The sequence below is a fragment of the Streptomyces sp. NPDC048291 genome, assembly GCF_043201715.1.
Lineage (GTDB): Bacteria > Actinomycetota > Actinomycetes > Streptomycetales > Streptomycetaceae > Streptomyces.
The window spans coordinates 543,951-561,028 of sequence record NZ_JBICZC010000005.1 but is presented as its reverse complement, the minus strand read 5'-3'; the positions used below and the strand labels follow the sequence as shown (position 1 = coordinate 561,028).

Annotated in this window: 13 protein-coding genes; 8 read left to right on the top strand and 5 right to left on the bottom strand. The window is 71.6% G+C overall.

What is annotated here, in order from left to right; translation table 11 throughout:
- Nucleotides 1-150 precede the first annotated feature (150 nt).
- Genes ACGF5O_RS16365 through ACGF5O_RS16355 form a run of 3 tightly spaced genes read left to right on the top strand, consistent with a single transcriptional unit; the run spans nt 151 to nt 2,763 of the window.
- On the top strand, nt 151-1,152 hold the full coding sequence (locus ACGF5O_RS16365) for an ATP-binding cassette domain-containing protein (protein ID WP_393810548.1): 1,002 nt from the start codon (nt 151-153) through the stop codon (nt 1,150-1,152).
- A gap of 1 nt (nt 1,153) precedes the next feature.
- Entirely contained in the window at nt 1,154-1,957 is an 804-nt protein-coding gene (locus tag ACGF5O_RS16360) for an ABC transporter permease (RefSeq protein ID WP_393810547.1), read from the top strand.
- 5 nt (nt 1,958-1,962) lie between these two features.
- Nucleotides 1,963-2,763: an ABC transporter permease gene (locus tag ACGF5O_RS16355; RefSeq protein WP_393810546.1), complete on the top strand. Its 801-nt coding sequence runs from the start codon at nt 1,963-1,965 to the stop codon at nt 2,761-2,763.
- A gap of 15 nt (nt 2,764-2,778) precedes the next feature.
- Here the strand turns inward: ACGF5O_RS16355 and ACGF5O_RS16350 are convergent, their stop codons facing one another.
- A complete protein-coding gene (locus ACGF5O_RS16350) occupies nt 2,779-4,038 on the bottom strand; it encodes an MFS transporter (protein ID WP_393810545.1) in 1,260 nt (419 codons plus the stop codon).
- A gap of 400 nt (nt 4,039-4,438) precedes the next feature.
- Here ACGF5O_RS16350 and ACGF5O_RS16345 point away from each other — a divergent pair, with 400 nt between their 5' ends.
- Together ACGF5O_RS16345 and ACGF5O_RS16340 are read left to right on the top strand one after the other, a co-directional pair.
- Nucleotides 4,439-5,407: an alpha/beta hydrolase gene (locus tag ACGF5O_RS16345; RefSeq protein WP_393810544.1), complete on the top strand. Its 969-nt coding sequence runs from the start codon at nt 4,439-4,441 to the stop codon at nt 5,405-5,407.
- A 54-nt stretch (nt 5,408-5,461) separates the two neighbouring features.
- Nucleotides 5,462-6,844, top strand: coding sequence for a hypothetical protein (locus ACGF5O_RS16340; protein WP_393810543.1), 1,383 nt, complete (start codon nt 5,462-5,464; stop codon nt 6,842-6,844).
- Here ACGF5O_RS16340 and ACGF5O_RS16335 read toward each other — a convergent pair.
- The 3 genes from ACGF5O_RS16335 to ACGF5O_RS16325 all read right to left on the bottom strand — a co-directional run bounded on the left by ACGF5O_RS16335 (nt 6,775) and on the right by ACGF5O_RS16325 (nt 10,224).
- Complete coding sequence (locus ACGF5O_RS16335) at nt 6,775-7,320, bottom strand: hypothetical protein (protein ID WP_393810542.1); 546 nt, start codon at nt 7,318-7,320, stop codon at nt 6,775-6,777. The genes ACGF5O_RS16340 and ACGF5O_RS16335 overlap by 70 nt on opposite strands.
- Nucleotides 7,321-7,335: 15 nt before the next feature.
- Nucleotides 7,336-9,033 (bottom strand): DUF2264 domain-containing protein, encoded by a 1,698-nt coding sequence (locus ACGF5O_RS16330; protein ID WP_393810541.1) that lies wholly within the window; start codon nt 9,031-9,033, stop codon nt 7,336-7,338.
- Nucleotides 9,034-9,162: 129 nt separating this feature from the next.
- On the bottom strand, nt 9,163-10,224 hold the full coding sequence (locus ACGF5O_RS16325) for a rhamnogalacturonan acetylesterase (protein ID WP_393810540.1): 1,062 nt from the start codon (nt 10,222-10,224) through the stop codon (nt 9,163-9,165).
- A 189-nt stretch (nt 10,225-10,413) separates the two neighbouring features.
- Between ACGF5O_RS16325 and ACGF5O_RS16320 the strand changes: the two genes are divergently transcribed.
- Nucleotides 10,414-12,093: a rhamnogalacturonan lyase B N-terminal domain-containing protein gene (locus ACGF5O_RS16320; RefSeq protein ID WP_393810539.1), complete on the top strand. Its 1,680-nt coding sequence runs from the start codon at nt 10,414-10,416 to the stop codon at nt 12,091-12,093.
- Between the two features lie 40 nt (nt 12,094-12,133).
- Complete coding sequence (locus ACGF5O_RS16315; protein WP_393810538.1) at nt 12,134-13,210, top strand: pectinesterase family protein; 1,077 nt, start codon at nt 12,134-12,136, stop codon at nt 13,208-13,210.
- Between the two features lie 7 nt (nt 13,211-13,217).
- On the opposite strand, the gene ACGF5O_RS16310 is transcribed toward ACGF5O_RS16315, so the two are convergent.
- Nucleotides 13,218-14,627: an RICIN domain-containing protein gene (locus ACGF5O_RS16310; RefSeq protein WP_393810537.1), complete on the bottom strand. Its 1,410-nt coding sequence runs from the start codon at nt 14,625-14,627 to the stop codon at nt 13,218-13,220.
- Nucleotides 14,628-14,813: 186 nt separating this feature from the next.
- Between ACGF5O_RS16310 and ACGF5O_RS16305 the strand changes: the two genes are divergently transcribed.
- Nucleotides 14,814-16,910: an autotransporter gene (locus ACGF5O_RS16305; protein WP_393810536.1), complete on the top strand. Its 2,097-nt coding sequence runs from the start codon at nt 14,814-14,816 to the stop codon at nt 16,908-16,910.
- The last annotated feature ends 168 nt before the right edge of the window (nt 16,911-17,078 follow it).

Genomic DNA, 17,078 nt, shown 5'->3' with positions numbered 1-17,078 from the left:
CGTCCCGGTGATCGAATAGTCCAAATCGCGGGTCGATAAATCCATTGCCGGGCTACTCGGCGCTCTGCGACCGTCGTGGCGTATCCGCGGCCGGTCGGCCTCACAAGCCGACCGGCCGCACGTCGTGCACGGAACGAGGGAGTACCCGGCGTGGCCGGAAACATCGAGGTCCGCGGTCTGTCCCGCACCTTCCACACCACCGTCAGGCGCCCTGGGTTCGCGGGCGCCCTGCGGTCCCTGGTCAACCCCGAGCGCGTCGAGAAACACGCGGTCGCCGACATCACCTTCGACGTCGCCCAGGGCGAACTCCTCGCCCTGCTCGGCCCGAACGGCGCCGGCAAGTCGACCACCATCAAGATGCTCACCGGCATCCTCACCCCGACCTCCGGCGAGGCGCGCGTCGCGGGCGTCGTGCCGTACCGGGAACGGGAGCGCAACGCCCGCAACATCGGCGCGGTCTTCGGGCAGCGCACCCAGCTCTGGTGGGACCTGCCGGTACGCGAGTCGTTCTCGATCCTGCGGGACATCTACGAGGTGCCCAAGGACGAACACGCCGCCCGCCTGCGGGAGTTCGACGACCTGCTCGAACTCTCCAGCTTCTGGGACACCCGGGTCCGGCACCTCTCGCTCGGCCAGCGGGTGCGCTGCGACCTGGCCGCCGCGCTGCTGCACGATCCGCCGGTCGTCTTCCTGGACGAGCCGACCATCGGCATGGACGTGGTGGTCAAGGAGCAGGTCCGCGAGTTCCTGCGGTACCAGGTGGCCGAGCGCGGCCGTACCGTCCTGCTGACCACGCACGACATGACCGAGGTCGAGCGGCTCGCCGAGCGGGTGGTGCTGGTCAACCACGGGCGGCTGGTGCTCGACGGCTCGCTGGACGAGATGCGGCGCCGGTTCGGCTCGACCTGGCAGGTGCGGGCCACGCTCGCCGACGCGCACGCGCCGGTCGTCCCGCTGCCCGGTATCACCCTGGTGCGCCGGGAGGGCCCGCAGGTGGTGTTCGGCCCGGACGGCGCCGCCGCGCCCACGGTCCACGAGGCGCTGAAGCTGGTCATCGAGCGGCACGAGGTGACCGGTGTGGCGGTGGACGAGGCGGACCTGGAGGACGTGATGCGGGCGGCCTACGCGCAGGCGAAGGCCGAGGCGGTCTGAGATGGCCCTCCTGTACGCCTGGCGCGCCGCCCGGGTCACCCCGCTCGGCGAGCTGTACACCCCGCCCCGGATGACCGGGGTCCTGCTGCGGCTGACCGTGCAGGTGGTGCTGGTCGCCTCGCTCTGGCGCGGCCTGTACGCGCAGTCCGGCACGACCGCGGGCATGGACCGCGGGCAGGCGGTCACCTACGCGGTGCTGGCCGTGCTCGCCTCCCGGCTGCGGGAGCTGGACCAGTACGCGGGCCGGGACTCGGTCATGCAGCACATGCACTTCGGCACGATCGTCTACTGGTACCTGCGCCCGCTGCCGCCCCAGCGCTACCACGCGCTGCGCGCGGTCGGCGAGCAACTGTACGGGCTGACCTGGGCGTTGGCCGGGTACGCGGTCTGTCTCGCGGTCGGGGTGGTGGAGCCGCCGGGGTCGGCGGCGGTGGCGGCGGTGTTCGCGCTCAGCCTCCTGCTCGGCCAGCTGGTCCTCTACTACGTCATGCTCCTCATCGACCAGTTCTGCTTCTGGACGCTGCGCAACAGCGCCGCGATGCTGATCCTGGTCTTCGCGCAGAACCTGCTGTCCGGGGTGTACGCCCCGCTGTGGTTCTTCCCGCACTGGTTCATCACGCTCAGCTCCTTCCTGCCGTTCCAGGCGACGCTGAGTGTGCCACTGTCGCTGTACGTGGGCCGGATCCCGCTGTCGGACGCCGGTCTCCAGCTCGGCATCCAGGCCGGCTGGGTCGTGGCGCTGCACCTCTTCACCCGTTTCGTGTGGCGGCGAGCCGCCCGCCGTGTCATCTCCCAGGGAGGCTGAGGCCGTTGAACGCCGTCCGGATCGCCTGGCGCATCACGCGCCTCAACTTCCGCGCGCAGCTGGAGTACCGCACCGAGTTCCTGATGATGATCGCGATCGGCGCGGTCTGGCAGGTGTCGGTGATCGTGTTCGCCACGGTGCTGCTCACCCGGTTCGCCGGGATGGGCGGCTGGGACAGCTCGGACGTCCTGCTCATCCCGGCGACGCGGATGCTGGCGCACGGTCTGTTCGTGCTGCTCCTCGGCCGGGTGCACGGGGTGGGCCGGTACATCCAGGAGGGCAGGATCGACGCCTACCTGCTGCGCCCGCTGCCCGTGTACCGGCAGGTGCAGCTGGAGTACTTCCCCACCAACGCGATCGGCGACCTGACGGTGGCCGCCGGCCTGATGGCGGGCGCGCTCGGCCGCAGCCACCTCGACTGGTCGGCGGGCCGCGTCTCGTACCTGGTCGCGGCGGTGCTGGGCGGGATGCTGCTGGAGGCGGCCCTGTTCACGGTGGTGGCCTGCGCCTCGCTGCGCTACCCGGCCGCCGACTACTGGAGCCGCTGGCTGGAGGAGCTCCTCGGCACCTTCGGCAGCTACCCGCTCAACGTCCTGCCGAGGGCGGTCGGCGGCCTGCTCACCTACGGCCTTCCGCTCGCCTTCGTCGCCTACCTCCCGGCCGCGGTCCTCACCGGCCACGGCCACTCCGCCGTCGTCCCCTACTGGCTGGCGGCGGGCTCGCCCCTGGTCGGGCTGCTGGCCTATCTGGCGTCCAGGTGGCTGTGGCGGTGGGCGCTGGGGCACTACACGGGGGTGAACGGCTGACGTTCCCGGCGCGGGTCAGCCGCGTCCGGCGCCGCGGACCGGGGTGACCAGGCCCGCGAGGGCGATCAGGGTGCAGCAGACCCCGGCCGCGGCGGCCACCGGAGCGGTGCCGTAACGCCCGGCCGCCCAGGTGAGCACGGCCGCGCCGATCGGGGCCGTCGCGTACTGGAGCGTCCAGTGCGCGGAGGTGACGCGGCCGAGGAGCGGTTCGGGGGTGATCTCCTGGCGCAGCGACATGGAGCAGGTGCCCGCGATACCCACGCAGGCCAGGTAGACCGCGGTCACAACGGCCACGGCGGGCACCGTGCGGAGCAGGCCGAGCCCGGCGAAGGCCAGTCCGCACACCGCGGTCGTGCCGATCCAGGTCGGCCCGAAGCCGAGCCGCCGGCGGAGCCTGGCGACCAGCAGCGCCCCGGTGATCGTACCGACCGCGCCGACCGCCAGCACGGTGCCGACCGTCCCGTCGTCGTGGCCGAGATCGTGCTTCAGGTGGTAGATCACCAGGTCGTTGATGCCGAGGGTGAGGAAGCTGAAGAGGGACAGGAGCCCGGTGAGCGAGCGCAGCACGGGATGGCGCACGAGGTACGAGATCCCGGTGCGCAGGTCGCGCCCGAGGCCCGTGTTCCCGGGCACCCGGTCGTCTCCGGCGCGCTCCCGGAGCCGTACGAGGAGCAGGCAGCCCGCCGACACCGCGTAGCTGGCCGCGTCCACGGCCACGGCGTCGGCCGGTCCCGCCCAGGCGGCGACCAGGCCGGCGCCCAGCGGGCCCAGCACGCCGGCCGCGGCGGCCGTGGCGTTCAACCGCCCGTTGGCCTCGGTGAGCCGGCCCGTGCCGACCAGGCCGCGGACGACGGTGACGTACCCGACGGCGAAGAGCATCCCGACGGCCTCGCACAGGGGCAGGACCACATACAGGAGCCAGAGCTGCGGCCCGGCGAGCCAGACCAGCGGGACCAGGCCGTAGAGGACCATGCGGACCAGGTCGCAGGCGACGAGGAGCCTGCGCCGGTCGACCCGGTCCACGACCACGCCGGCGAAGACCGCAGCCAGCACCATCGCGGCCCCGCCGACGGCGGTGAGCAGCCCCATCCGGGCCACCGAGCCGGTCGCCTGCAGCACCAGCAGGGGCAGGGCGACCAGGCTGAACGAGTCGCCGAGGACGGAGAGGGTCTGGGCGAGCCAGAAGAACCCGAAGTCCCGCTGCTTCCATAGCGGTTGCCCCTTCGCCGCACGCCGCTGCCCCGCCCGCGCCACCCGCCGCGCCCCGTACGCCACGGCTCCCCCTTCCGGCCGTCCGCCACCCTATGCCGCGGGGCGGGCGCCGTAATCGCCCGCATCCCGGGACCTGGAGCCTCCAGGACTTCCAGCGACCGCCACGCCTCCTGGGACCGGGCGGTCGACGCCCTGGACACCGCACTGCGGCACCGGCCCCGTGAGGAGCCCGACCGCCCTGCCCGACCCGCACACCGCGGGGACGACGCGGAGCGACCGGCCGCTCACCTGGAATGCAGCGACCGAGGGGGCGTGACTATGGTGGGAAAGTAGGTCTTCACCTAGGGCCTGACCCAGGGCGCAGGCTCTGCCGGTCGCCGCGCGGCGCCGGTGGATCGCGACGCTCGTCAGCCGTGTGCGCTCGGCGCCATGCCCTTCCCGGACTTCCCCAGGGAGCGTTCCCATGGCTGCTCAGACCTCATCGATCGTCCTCGAACCCGAAGCACGGGAACTCGCCGAAGCGACCTCGCACCATCCGTTCCTGTACGAACTGGACCCCGCCGCGGCACGCAAGGTCCTCGACGACCTCCAGGCCGCGCCCGTCGACAAGCTGCCGGTCGACGAGGAGTGGGTCACCGTACCGGCCGCCGTGGGCGACGTACGGGTGCGCATCGTCAGACCGCGGGGCGCCACCGGAATGCTGCCGGTCGTGCTGTACATGCACGGCGGCGGCTGGGTCCTGGGCAACGCCGGCACCCACGACCGGCTGGTGCGCGAACTGGCGGTCGGCGCGGGTGCGGCCGTGGTCTTCGTGGAGTACACGCCGTCGCCCGAGGCCCACTACCCGGTGGCCATCGAGCAGGGCTACGCCGCCGCCCAGTGGATCGTCCGCGAGGGAGCGTCCAGGGGGCTGGACGCGCAGCGCATGGCGGTGGCCGGGGAATCGGTCGGCGGGAACATGACCGCCGCACTCGCCCTCATGGCCAAGGAGCGCGGCGACGTCACGTTCATACAGCAGTCGATGTACTACCCGGTCACGGACGCGGCCATGAACACCGGTTCCTACGACCAGTTCGCCGACGGCTACTACCTGAGCCGCAAGCTGATGGAGTGGTTCTGGGACGCCTACACGACCGACCCCGACCAGCGCGCGGAGATCACCGCCTCGCCCAACCAGGCCACCGCCGAGCAGCTCTCCGGCCTGCCGCCCGCGCTGCTGATCGTCGACGAGGCCGACGTGCTGCGCGACGAGGGCGAGGCGTACGCCGCCAAGCTCAGGGCGGCCGACGTGCCGGTGACCGCGGTGCGCTACGACGGCACGGTCCACGACTTCATGATGCTCAACTCGCTCAGCGGGTCCGAGGCCGCCCGTGGCGCGATCGACCAGGCCACGGCGTTCCTGCGCAGCGCCCTCGGAACCGACCGGGCCTGACGGGGACCTCCGGCGGCACGGCAACCTTCCGGGACCCGGCGGCGACCACAGGGCATGACTTCTGCACCACGCACCTCGGCCCACCGCCGGGTCCACGCCTACCGCAAGCCCGCGATCGGGCTCCTCGCGGCCGGCGGACTGCTGGCCGGCGCCTGGTTCGCCACCGCCGGCGCGGCTCCGGCCCCGCAGCTCGGGGTCACGTCCACGGCGGTGACTCTGAGCGCCAAGTTCCCCTACCTCGCCGCCGGTTACAACAACACCCGGGAGTGGAACCGCACCGCCACCGCGGTCGCCCCTGACGGCACGATCCGGGTCGCCTGGCCCGCCGCCGACGGCGTGCACGTCACCCCGCTCACCGCGGCCGGGAAGCGGTCCGGCGCCGACACGGTCGTCAGGGGCGCCAAGGAGGTGGGCGGTCTGGTCGCCCATACCAACGGGTTCGCGCTGCTCACCCGGGTCGCCGACACCAACAAGTGGAAGGAGACGGCAGCCGCGATCGTCCGCTACACCGGCGGCAAGCGGACCTGGACCACCAAGCTCACCGGTACCGCCTCGCACGACACCTCCCCCACCCTCGACGGCCAGCTCACCTGGAACGGCTCCAAGTACGGCGCCTACTTCGTGGTGCACGGCGCTGGCGGCTTCGCCGACGGACACTTCGGCGACAAGCTGTCGTACCTCAGCGCGGGCGGCAAGAAGCTGAGCGGCGGCTGGAGTTGGGGTTGCAGCCACAACGAGGGCATCGCCCTGCACGCCGAGACCTCCGGCGCCTTCACCTCCCTCTGCTTCGACGACTGGCGCTCGGGCCTGTTCGTCTCCACCGGCATCGGCGCCCCGGACGTGGCTCCGGTCGTCCAGCGGGAGCAGTGCTGGGCGGGGTACTGCGGCGGCACCTTCCCCGGCCGCACCGGTGACCTCGTCAAGTCGTCAACGGGCAGGTACGCGACGGCGTTCGCCTCCCGGGGCGCGGCCTCCGCGAAGAAGAACCCGGACGACAGCAGTGGCCGCGGCTGGACGGTCACCCCGAAGACCGCCACCCACCAGGTCGCCGTCGCGTTCCTGAAGAACCGCAACTCCGGCCCCGGCAAGGCCGTTTACCTCACCAGCGCCAGGACCGTCGAGAACGTCGACGTGCACCTCGCCCCCTACGGCAAGGACAAGCTGCTGGTCACCTGGGAGTCCCTGAAGAACGCCAAGTGCTCGGCCGGCACCTGCACCGGCACCTTCACGGGCACGCACCTGCGGCTGGTCGACTGGAACGGCACGCCCGTCGGCGCCGACAAGGTGGTGAGCGCGCGGTTCACCGGTGACATCGCGGTCCTCAAGGACGGCTCCCTCACCTGGGCCTACGCGCCCGTCACCCCGAGCTACGGCACCCCGCTCAGCGGCGCGTCCCCGACCACGACGACGCTGCGGATCGCGCGACTCACGCCGTGACGCGTGCGGCCGTGGCCATTGCCTCCGCCATCCGGCGCACGACCCGTTCGGGCAGCGCCGGATTGCGGGCGGCAGTCGCGGGTGGACCGTGGCAGCGTGCCGGCGCGGCGGCGTACATCGCGTAGGAGGACGCCTTCAGCAGCAGGGGCCGCAGGTCGTTCGGGGTGGCCGGGTTGAGCGAGCCGGACCCGTGTCCAGCGGCTCCTGGCGTTGCCGTGGAAGGCGAGGAGGAACACCCCGTCCCCGTCGAGCAGGCCCGCCTCGGACGCCGACCGGTGCCAGTGCGCGTTGAGTTCGGCGACACGTTCGGGACGGTCCAGCGCGACCTCCGCGGTCGGCTCCGCCTCCCACCCGATGACATGGCGCCACGCCACCGCCGGCGGCACCACCTCCTCGACGCACGGGTCGGCCACCAGTTCAAGACCGGCCCGCACCAGCAGTTCGTCCAGCTCTTCTCTCCACCCCGTGATCGCCATCGTGCCCGAAGCGGCTCAGTCCCGCGCCGGTTCCTCCACGACCACCGCGGCCTCCTGCCACCGGACCCGCACGCCGGGCCCCTCGCACCACCGAACGGTCAGCTCCCGCTCCCCTTCGGCGCGCACCGTCACCGTCTCCCCCAGCGGCGCCGCCTCCACCGCACCCGTGAGGCGGCTCAGCGCCACGAACAGGGTCGGCCCCTCCCCCGTCACCCCGCTCAGCGCGTCGTCGAGGCCCACGGCGGGCAGCAGTTCGGCCCGGAGCCCCTCGGGTGCCGCCCACCCGGTCACCCGGACCGGCGTCCCGGGCGGCGCCCCCGCCACCAGGAAGGCCCGCACCTCCACGGCCCCCTGCACGAGCACCACGCTCGTCACCCGGGCGCCCGGACCGGCCGAGTGCCGCGAGGCCGCCCAGCCCTCCCCCACGCCCAGCGGCTCGATCCCCGTACGGCTCGGGTCGTCGCCGACGATCACGCTGTTGTCGTACGACGCCGAGGGCGCGGTCACGGTCGAGTAGCCGAGCCGGGTGTAGTAGGGGTCGTAGCGGACGTCCTCGCTGCCGTGGTTGTGGAGGCGGACGACGCCGTCCGAACGCGTCGACTGGAGCAGCCAGTTGGCCGGGGCGACCGGCGTGACCGCGTCCGCGCGCTCCGCCGGGCCCGGTTCCTCCGGCGCCGTCCACACGGCGTGGTCCGCCGGGAGCAGCAGGCCGAGGAAGCCCTTGCTCGCCCAGTACGGCGAGGCGGGGCCCGAATAGCCTTGCAGGACGGCCGGGTCGGGGCCGTGCCAGCCGAGGGTCAGGAGCCCCCGGGCGTCCACCGCGCCCCGGTCCAGGAAGTACTTCAGGGCGCCGGAGGCCAGCCGCCGGGTCTCCCCGGGGGCGAGGGGCGTACGGCCGGTGAGGGCGCCCAGCCACAGGGGGGCCGTGGTCGCGAAGCGGTAGGTCAGGGAGCGGCCCTGGTGCAGGGGGGCGCCGTCGGCGCCGAACAGCCGGGCGTAGTCCGCCAGATGGCGTTCCAGGCGGCCGCCGTACAGGTCGAGGAGTTCGGTGTCCCGGGCGAGCCAGGCGTGCAGCACCGGGTACAGGTGCATCGCCCAGCCGTTGTAGTAGTCGTACTTGCGGCCGTCGCCGTCGGTGTACCAGCCGTCGCCGACGTACCACTCCTCGATGCGGGCCAGGCCGTGGTCGACCGCCTTGCGCGCGGCCTCCGGCTCGTGGCCGACCTCGGCCAGGAAGCCGCCGACGGTCACCGGGAACAACTCCCAGTTGCAGGGCCAGGGTTCGGCGGTGAGCGCGTCGGCGAGCCAGGCCGCGGCGCGCTGGCGTACGGAGTCGTCGAGCCGGTCCCAGAGCAGCGGGCGGGTCAGCCGCAGGGCGAGGGCGACCGAGGCGGCCTCCACGAGCGGCTGGCTGCGGTCCCCGATGCGCGGCCAGGCGCCCGACACACCGGCGGCGAGGCCGTCCGCGTACCGCTGGAGGGCGGTCTCGTCGCGGCGGAAGGCGGCGAGGAGCAGGGTGCGGGCGTAGCCTTCCAGGCCGTCGGAGAGCCGGCCGGACCAGCTCTGGTGGTCGCCGGGGAGGTGGTAGAGGGCGCGGTCCGCGGTGGCGTACGGCTCGACGGCGGTGAGCAGGGCGTCGGCCGCGGCCTCCCAGTGGGCGCGGGTGTAGCCGGTGCGCGGGCTGGGGCCGCGGTCCTCGGGAGGCAGCTGCATCGGTGCTCTTTCTCGCTCGTACCAGGACTCGTACCGGACCCCGTACCGGGCCTCGTGCCGAATCCGGCACCGGAGCCCGTGCCAGGTGAACCTGGGGCGCCCCGGTTCCGGTCGGGACGCCCCAGGGGCTCATTGCGCCCGCACGGTGCCCGGGGGCACCAGGTGCTGGGCGAGCAGTTCGTCGCGCACCAGGCCCGCGTAGACGGTGGCTCCGTACGCGGAGGTGTGCGTGTTGTCCTTCTTCTCGTTGTACAGGTACAGCGCCTTGGAGCCCTCCACGCCGAGGGACTCCACCAGCGCCTTGGTCTTCGCCGTGAGGTCGATCAGCGGAACGTCCTCGGCGGCGGCGACCGAGCGGATCACCTCAGGATGATTGACGCCGAGCCCGTTGACCAGAAGGGCGATGTCATTGTTCAGCGTGCCGTCGGCGTTGAACCAGCGGCGCACGATGGGTGTGACGAGCACCGGCCGCCCGCCCTTCGCCCGTACGCCCGCCACCAGCGTCTCCAGATTCGTGCGGTAGGTCACCTCGTCGGTCGTCTTGTCGTTGTGCGCCAGCTGGATCAGGACCAGGTCGCCCGGGCGGATCAACGGCTGGACGGTACCCCAGAGTTGGGGATTCTGGAGATAGGTCACCGTACTTTCCCCGGAGTCCGCGTAGTTGGCGACGGCGACGCCCTTGCGCAGGTACTGCGGAAGCTGCTGGCCCCAGCCGGAGTAGGGGTCGGCGGGCTGGTCGCAGACGGTGGAGTCGCCGACCAGGAAGAGCTGCCGGGTGTGCCGGGCGGAAGGGGTGACCCTGATGTCGGCGAGGGCGGGGGCCGGGCCGCCGATCGTCAGGTCGAGGCCGGGGGTTCCGTCGGGGCCGGTCGGCTCGCCCTCGGGGGTGCGGACGTTCACCGTGAAGGCGCGGGTGAGGTGCCGTCCCGCCGCGACCTGAGTCTCCGGGAGGAGCGAGCGCCGGGTCTCCCCGCCGATGCTCGTGCCGGACGCGGTGTCGCCGCCGAGCCGGACCGTCACGTCGTAGTCGCCCGGCGGGACGTCGAAGTGGCAGGCGGTCGCGGTGCAGTCGCCGATGCCGAGGGGCGGTGGCCGCCGGTCGTGGGCCTGGGCGGTGGGGGCGGCCGTCAGGCAGGCGGCGAGGACGGCCGCCGCGAGCGCGGTGGCACGAACACCGTTGAAACGTCTCACCCGGGGACTCCTCTGTCGTGGCGACTGGCCTGGCGCGGACCGTACCGCCAATCGACAAGCGCTTTCTAGACCTTGGACTCATTTCCACTGACTGCCAACTCCATGACGGTGAAAGCCCTTTCGCGAAATCGATTCAACTGTCACTCTCACACTCACCCGCACCCCCGCCCCACCGAAGGAGGCACCCCCATGTCCGGATCCACCGGGAGCCCGCTCGGACGCCGCGCCTTCGTCCTCGGCAGCGCGGCCGCCGCCGGTACCGCGGCCCTCGCCGGACCGCTCGCCGGCACCGCCGCGGCGGCGAGCTTCGGCTGGTCGGACGACGGCTCCAACTACGTCGTCGACACCGGCGCCAGTCTCGTCTTCAAGGTCAGCAAGACCAACGGCGACCTGACCTCGCTGGTCTACAAGGGCACCGAGTACCAGGGCTACGGCGGCAAGAACTCGCACGTCGAGTCGGGCCTCGGCACCTCCACGGTGACCATCGCCCAGTCGGGTTCGACGATCCTGGTCTCCGTCGCGTACGGCACCCTGAAGCACTACTACGCGGCCCGCAGCGGCGAGAACAACGTCTACCTCTGGACCAACAAGGCCGACTCGTCCGTCACCGCCACCCGCTACATCGTGCGCGTCAAGGCCGGCTTGTTCCTCAACGACGAGCCGGACTCCTACACCTACGCGCCGACCGTCATCGAGTCCGCGGACGTCTTCGAGAAGTCCGACGGCCAGACCCGCGCCAAGCACTACTCGAAGCTGCGGGTGATGGACTACAGCTACATCGGCTGGACGACCGGCAGCGTCGGCCTGTGGATCGTGCGCAGCAACCACGAGAAGGCCTCCGGCGGCCCGTTCTACCGCTCGCTGCTGCGCCACCAGAGCACCGACGGCGGCGGGCTGTACGAGATCCTGTACTACGGCGAGAACCAGACCGAGTCGGAGCGCTACGGCCTCCAGGGCCCGTACGTCATCGCCCTCACGGACGGCGGCGCACCCTCCTCTGCCCTCTACCCGGGCACCCTGACCACCTCGTGGGCGGACTCGCTCGGCATCTCCGGGTACGTCTCCGCGAGCGGGCGCGGCCGGGTCGCCGGGGTCGGCATCACGGGGCGGGACACGGCGTACGCGTACACGGTCGGGCTCGCCAACTCGGCTGCCCAGTACTGGGGTTCGGCGCGCTCGTCGGACGGCTACTTCTCGGTCGCGGGGGTGCTGCCCGGGACGTACACCCTCACCGTCTTCAAGGGCGAACTGGCCGTCTACACCGGCTCGGTGACCGTGACGGCGGGCGGCACGACCACCCTCAACACCATCGCGATCGCGTCCTCCAACGACCCCGGCAACGCCTCCGCGATCTGGCGGATCAACAACTGGGACGGCACGCCGAGCGGGTTCAAGAACGCCGACCTGATGACGTACGCGCATCCGTCCGACGTGCGCGCCGCGTCCTGGACCGGGAACGTGGTGGTCGGCAGCGGCACCGAGACCTCGGCCTTCCCCTGCTACCTGTGGAAGGACGTCAACAGCGGGATCATCGTGTACTTCAAGCTGACGGCCGCCCAGGCCGCCGCCGCGCACACCCTGAGGATCGGCGTGACGACGGCCTACGCGAACGGCCGGCCGCAGGTCGTCGTCAACGACACCTGGACCTCCGCCGTGCCCTCCCCGCCCACCCAGCCGAGCACCCGCTCGCTGACCGTGGGCTCGTACCGGGGCAACAACTACACGTTCACCTACAGCGTCCCGGCGTCCGCCTGGCTGACGGACACCAGCGCCTACAACACGCTGAAGATCTACGTGGCGAGCGGCTCGGGGACGACGTCCTTCCTCAGCGCCGGCACCTCGATCGATGCGATCGACCTGCTGGCCTGAGACCCGGCAACCCTCCCGGCCCGGGCGGCGACTTGGGAGCATGACCGCTTCCCACGAGCAGCAACCCCCCACCCCCGCCCGGCGCCGCATTGCGGCGCTCGCCGCCGGCACCGCGGCGGCCCTCGGGCTCGCCGCGGTGTCCCTGGCCGGGCCCGCCAGCGCCGCGTCCACCCTCACCGTCGCCAAGGACGGCTCCGGGATGTACACGACCGTCCAGGCGGCGGTGAACGCGGCCGCCGCCGGTGACACGATCTCCGTCGCGAAGGGCACGTACCAGGAGATCGTCAACGTCCCGACGAACAAGACCGGGCTGACTCTCAAGGGGGCCACCGGCAACGCCGAGGACGTCGTCATCACCTATGACCGGGCCTCCGGTTACACCGACGCGAGCGGCACCAAGTACGGCACGCTGGGCAGTTCGGTGGCGACCTTCTCGGCGAACAACCTGACCGTCACCGGCATCACGGTCCAGAACACCTTCGACAAGGGCGCCCACCCGGACATCACCGACACCCAGGCCGTCGCCGTGACCGCGCAGGGCGACCGGCAGACCTTCCGCAACGACCGGTTCCTCGGCCGCCAGGACACCGTGCTGAACTGGGCGCCGTCCGCCACCGGCCAGTACCGCCAGTACTTCTCCTCGTCCTTCGTCACCGGGGACGTGGACTTCGTCTTCGGGAGCGCGACCGCCGTCTACGACCGCGTGAACATCCAGCTGCGCGACTCGGGTGCGGCCGCGGGCGGCCTCAACGGCTTCCTCGCCGCGCCCAACACCAGCTCCGCGAAGACGTACGGGATCCTGGTCACCGGCAGCACGATCAGCAGTTCCGCGGCGGCGAAGACCTACTACCTGGGCCGCCCCTGGCACCCGACGTCGGACGCGGTCGGGCAGCTGGTGATCCGGCAGACCTCCCTGCCCGCGGCCGTGAAGACCGCCGGACCGTGGACCGACATGAGCGGCTACTCGTGGAAGAGCGCCCGGTTCTTCGAGTACAAGAACACCGGGGCCGGTGCCGGGGTGAACTCCAACCGCCCGCAGCTCACCGACTCCCAGGCCGCGAACTACACGGCCCAGAAGTACCTGGCGGGCACGGACGGCTGGAATCCCGTCGGCTGACCTTCGCTCAGCTGCCGCGTGTCCACTGCTGGTTGGTGCCGCCGTTGCACGTGTACGTGATGATGGCGGCCGAGTTGGCGGTGGACGCTCCGTTCACGTCCAGGCATTCACCGGTCGTCCGGGCCTTGATGTTGACGTAGGAGCCGGAGGTGACCACCGACCACTGCTGGGTGGTGGCGCCGGTGCAGTCCTCCTGGGTGACGTCGGTGGAGTCCTCCTGGAGGCAGAGCGAGCTGCCGCGGCCCATCAGCTCGTAGTAGCCGGTGCCGAGGTCCTTGAACCACCACTTCTGGTTGGTGCCGCTGTTGCAGGTGTACTGGCTGATCGCGATGGCCTCCCAGAGGGACTGGTTGGGGACGTCGGCGCACTTGCCGCTGTGCCGCGCGATCAGCGTGTTGTACGTGGCGCTGGTGCCGGAGACCGTGCCGGCGGCGGTGTCGACGGAGACCTCCGGGTACCAGGACATCGACATCGAGGTGTCGGTCGGGAAGGTCAACGGCAGCCAGACGTAACGGGAGTCGTTGACCGTGCCGCCGAAGGAGTTGCCCCAGCGGTCGCCCATGTAGAGGTACGAGGTGCCCGAAGTGCCGCTGACCGGCAGGACGTAGGCGGTCTGGGAGTTGTACGCCGTGGAGTCGCCGACGTTGCTCCAGGAGGTCCAGGGGCCGGCGAGGGAGGTCGCGGTGGCGTACTCCTGCTGGTTGGCGCTCCAGCCGGTGGCGCCCGAAGTCAGCATGAAGTAGACGCCGTTGCGCTTGAAGAGGGCCGGGGCCTCGCGGTGGCCGCCCGCCCACGGGTTGGCGACCAGGCTGTCGATCGCGGTGTAGTCGGAGGTGAGCTTGTAGATCTGCAGGTCGTAGTTCTCGTTGGCCGCCGAGACCATGTACGCGGTGCCGTCCGTGTCCACGAACGTGGTGATGTCCCGGGACATGTACTGGCCGAGCGGCTGGAAGCTGCCCTGGTAGGTGTAGTTCCCGTCGACGGTGTCGGAGACGGCGACGGCGGCCTTGGCCTCGCTGTAGTCGACGCCGTTCTCCTTGTGCATCCACATCACGAACTTGCCGGTGGAGGCGTTGTAGATGACCTTGGGGCGCTCGATGTAGGCGGTGGAGAGCTCGGAGGCGGAGGACTGGGTGAGGACGTGGTTGCGGAACTCCCAGGTCTTCAGGTCGGTGGAACGGTAGGCGTCCACGTACTTGAAGGTGTTGTCGGAGTTGCGGTCCTCGCCGAACCAGTAGTAGTAGGAGCCGACCTTGATGACCCCGCCGCCGTGCGCGTGCACGACGTTCCCCGAGGTGTCGGTGAACTGGGTGCCGTTGGTGACGGTCTGGGAGGCAGCCGCGGCGGGCCCCGCGGCGGCCAGGGCGCCGATCACCGCGAGACAGAGGGACAGCAGGATCGCGTACGCACGTCTCATCTCACACACGCTCCTTGAGTGTTCCTGGTGGGTTGTGGGGGATTCTGAGATCGCCGAAAAGGTAAGGGCGTGTTACGAGAAGGTCAACGGGTCTGACAAGACAAGGGGGAAAGCGATTTCCGAGCGATCTGTTCGCGGAACGTGATTTTCCGTTATCCACGGCCGTCCGGTCCCGTCTCCGATCACGTGCGCACCCATCTCCACACCACCGCAGCGGCCGTCGGCGCCCTCGCCGCCCTCCTGGCCTCCGCTCCCCCGGCCTTCGCCGCCGACGCCCGGGACGTCACCGCCGACGTACTGGCCGGCCGGGACGTGACCCTCACCGGCGACACGGTCGTCACCGTGCCCGCCGGGACGACGACGTACGACGGCGTCCTGCACGGCGAGGGCACCCTCACCGTGCGCGGCGGCGGGACGCTGATCCTCACCAGGGACAGCGACTTCACCCTGCCGAAGGCACGGCAACGACAGGTGGTGCGCACCCAGGGCGGCAACCACCCGTACACGACGGTCACCCGACCCGACCCGCCCGCGATCACCGTCGAGCGCGGAGCGACCCTGCAGTACGGCACGGGCGGCGGCACCGGCCTGATCGGCCACTTCCCGTACAACACCCCCGGCTACCAGCTGAACCAGCTCAACGTCCGCGTCGACGGCACCCTGCGGCTGTCCCTGACCCGCACCTTCAGCATCGGCACCATCAGCGGCTCGGGCCTGGTCACCCAGCCCCGGAACATGTGGGGCACGCTGGACCTGGCGGGCACGCACCCCTTCTCCGGCGTCATCGACAACGGCACGGGGATGGCCGTCGGCCGCCCCGAGTACCCCGTGGCCCTCCCCGACGCCCGCGCGATCCTCAACCAGGGCTCCTGGATCATCGACACCCCGCTGTACCAGACGGTCACCCTGCGCCAGGACTTCTACCAGCGGGAGTACGGCAGCGACGTCAACGTCCATTCGCGGCCCGGCAGCAAGGTGGTCCTCACCGGCCAGTACGGCTACAGCGACCGGGGCGGCGACACGAACCCGTCGCTGAGCGACCCGTCCCTCGACTGGAAGGCGCTCCCGCACCAGGTGAACAAGCGCGGCACCAACATCGAGGGCGCCGACGTGCACTGGGGCGACGGCACGACCCACCGCATCTTCATGCCGGGCACCAAGGACACCGTCTACATCAACCTGCACGAGGCGAGCGGCCGCCGCTCCCGGCTCACCTTCGACTACGACGGCCCGGTGACCCTGGGCGCCCCGATCGGCGGCGGCCGCTACCACGACACGCTGGCCGCGCCCGGCGCCGGGGACATCGTGATCGCGGGCACCCGCGGGAACGACGTGACCTTCGCGGCGGCCCAGGACTACGACGGTTCGACGACGATCGAGAACGGCGCGGTGCTGCGGCTGGGTTCGGGCACCGAGGGCGGCGACGGCTCGCTGCTGACGGGCACCGCACGCCGGCGCGTCGACAACGACGGCACCCTGATCGTCCGCAACACCTCGACGCCGATCCGGCTGGCGTACGTCGGCGGCTCCGGGGCCCTCGTGCAGTCGGGGTCGGCCACCACCACGCTCACCGGCGGCGCGGTGACGTACACGGGCACGACCACCGTCAGCGAGGGCACCCTCGCCCTGCGCTCCGGGGCGACCCTCGCGCACAGCGAGGCGATCCGGCTCACCTCGGCCGGGGCCCGCCTGGACCCGGGCACGGCGGGCCTGCGGGTGCTGACCGCGCTCTCCGGGACGGGCACCGTGCTGGGCTCGGTCACCAACGACAGCCTGGTCGCGGGCGGTCTGACCGTGCGGGGCGACTACACCCAGCACCGGCGGGGCGAACTGGTGCTGCGGAAGCGGCCGTTGAAGGTGACGGGCCGGGTCGCCCTGGCCGGCGCCCTCGACCTGTCCGCCGCGGGCACCGACCCGGCCCGGCGCGTCACCGTGCTCGACCACACCGGCAGGGCCCCGACCACCGGCACCTTCGACGGCCTCGCCGAGGGCGCCGCGGTCAAGCTGGCCGACACCGTCTACCGGCTCACCTACCGGGGCGGCGACGGCAACGACGTGGTCCTGAACGCGGAGTCGGCGCGGGCCTCGACCAAGGCGGACACCACCGGCAGCACCCCCACCGCCGCCCCGACGGTGACCACCCGCACCGCCGCCGACTCGGCACGTTCCTTCGGCTGGTGGCCCTGCGCCCTCTCCCTCGGCCTCCTCGGCGGCCTGATGGTCCCGGCGACCCGGCGCACCCAGCGCAGGAACCGCCGCGGGGGCAGGCGGCACGCGGCCTGAACCGCCATCGCCGCGGTCGGGCTCGCGGCGGTGGACTCCAGCACGGTGAGGCTGCCGGGGGGACGGCGAAGGCGCCCGGCCTCCAGAGACGAATGATCATTCTTCAGCAGGTCGGTCTGCTAGGCTCGTCCGCACGACATCAAGATGAACATTCGTTTTCCTTTGGAG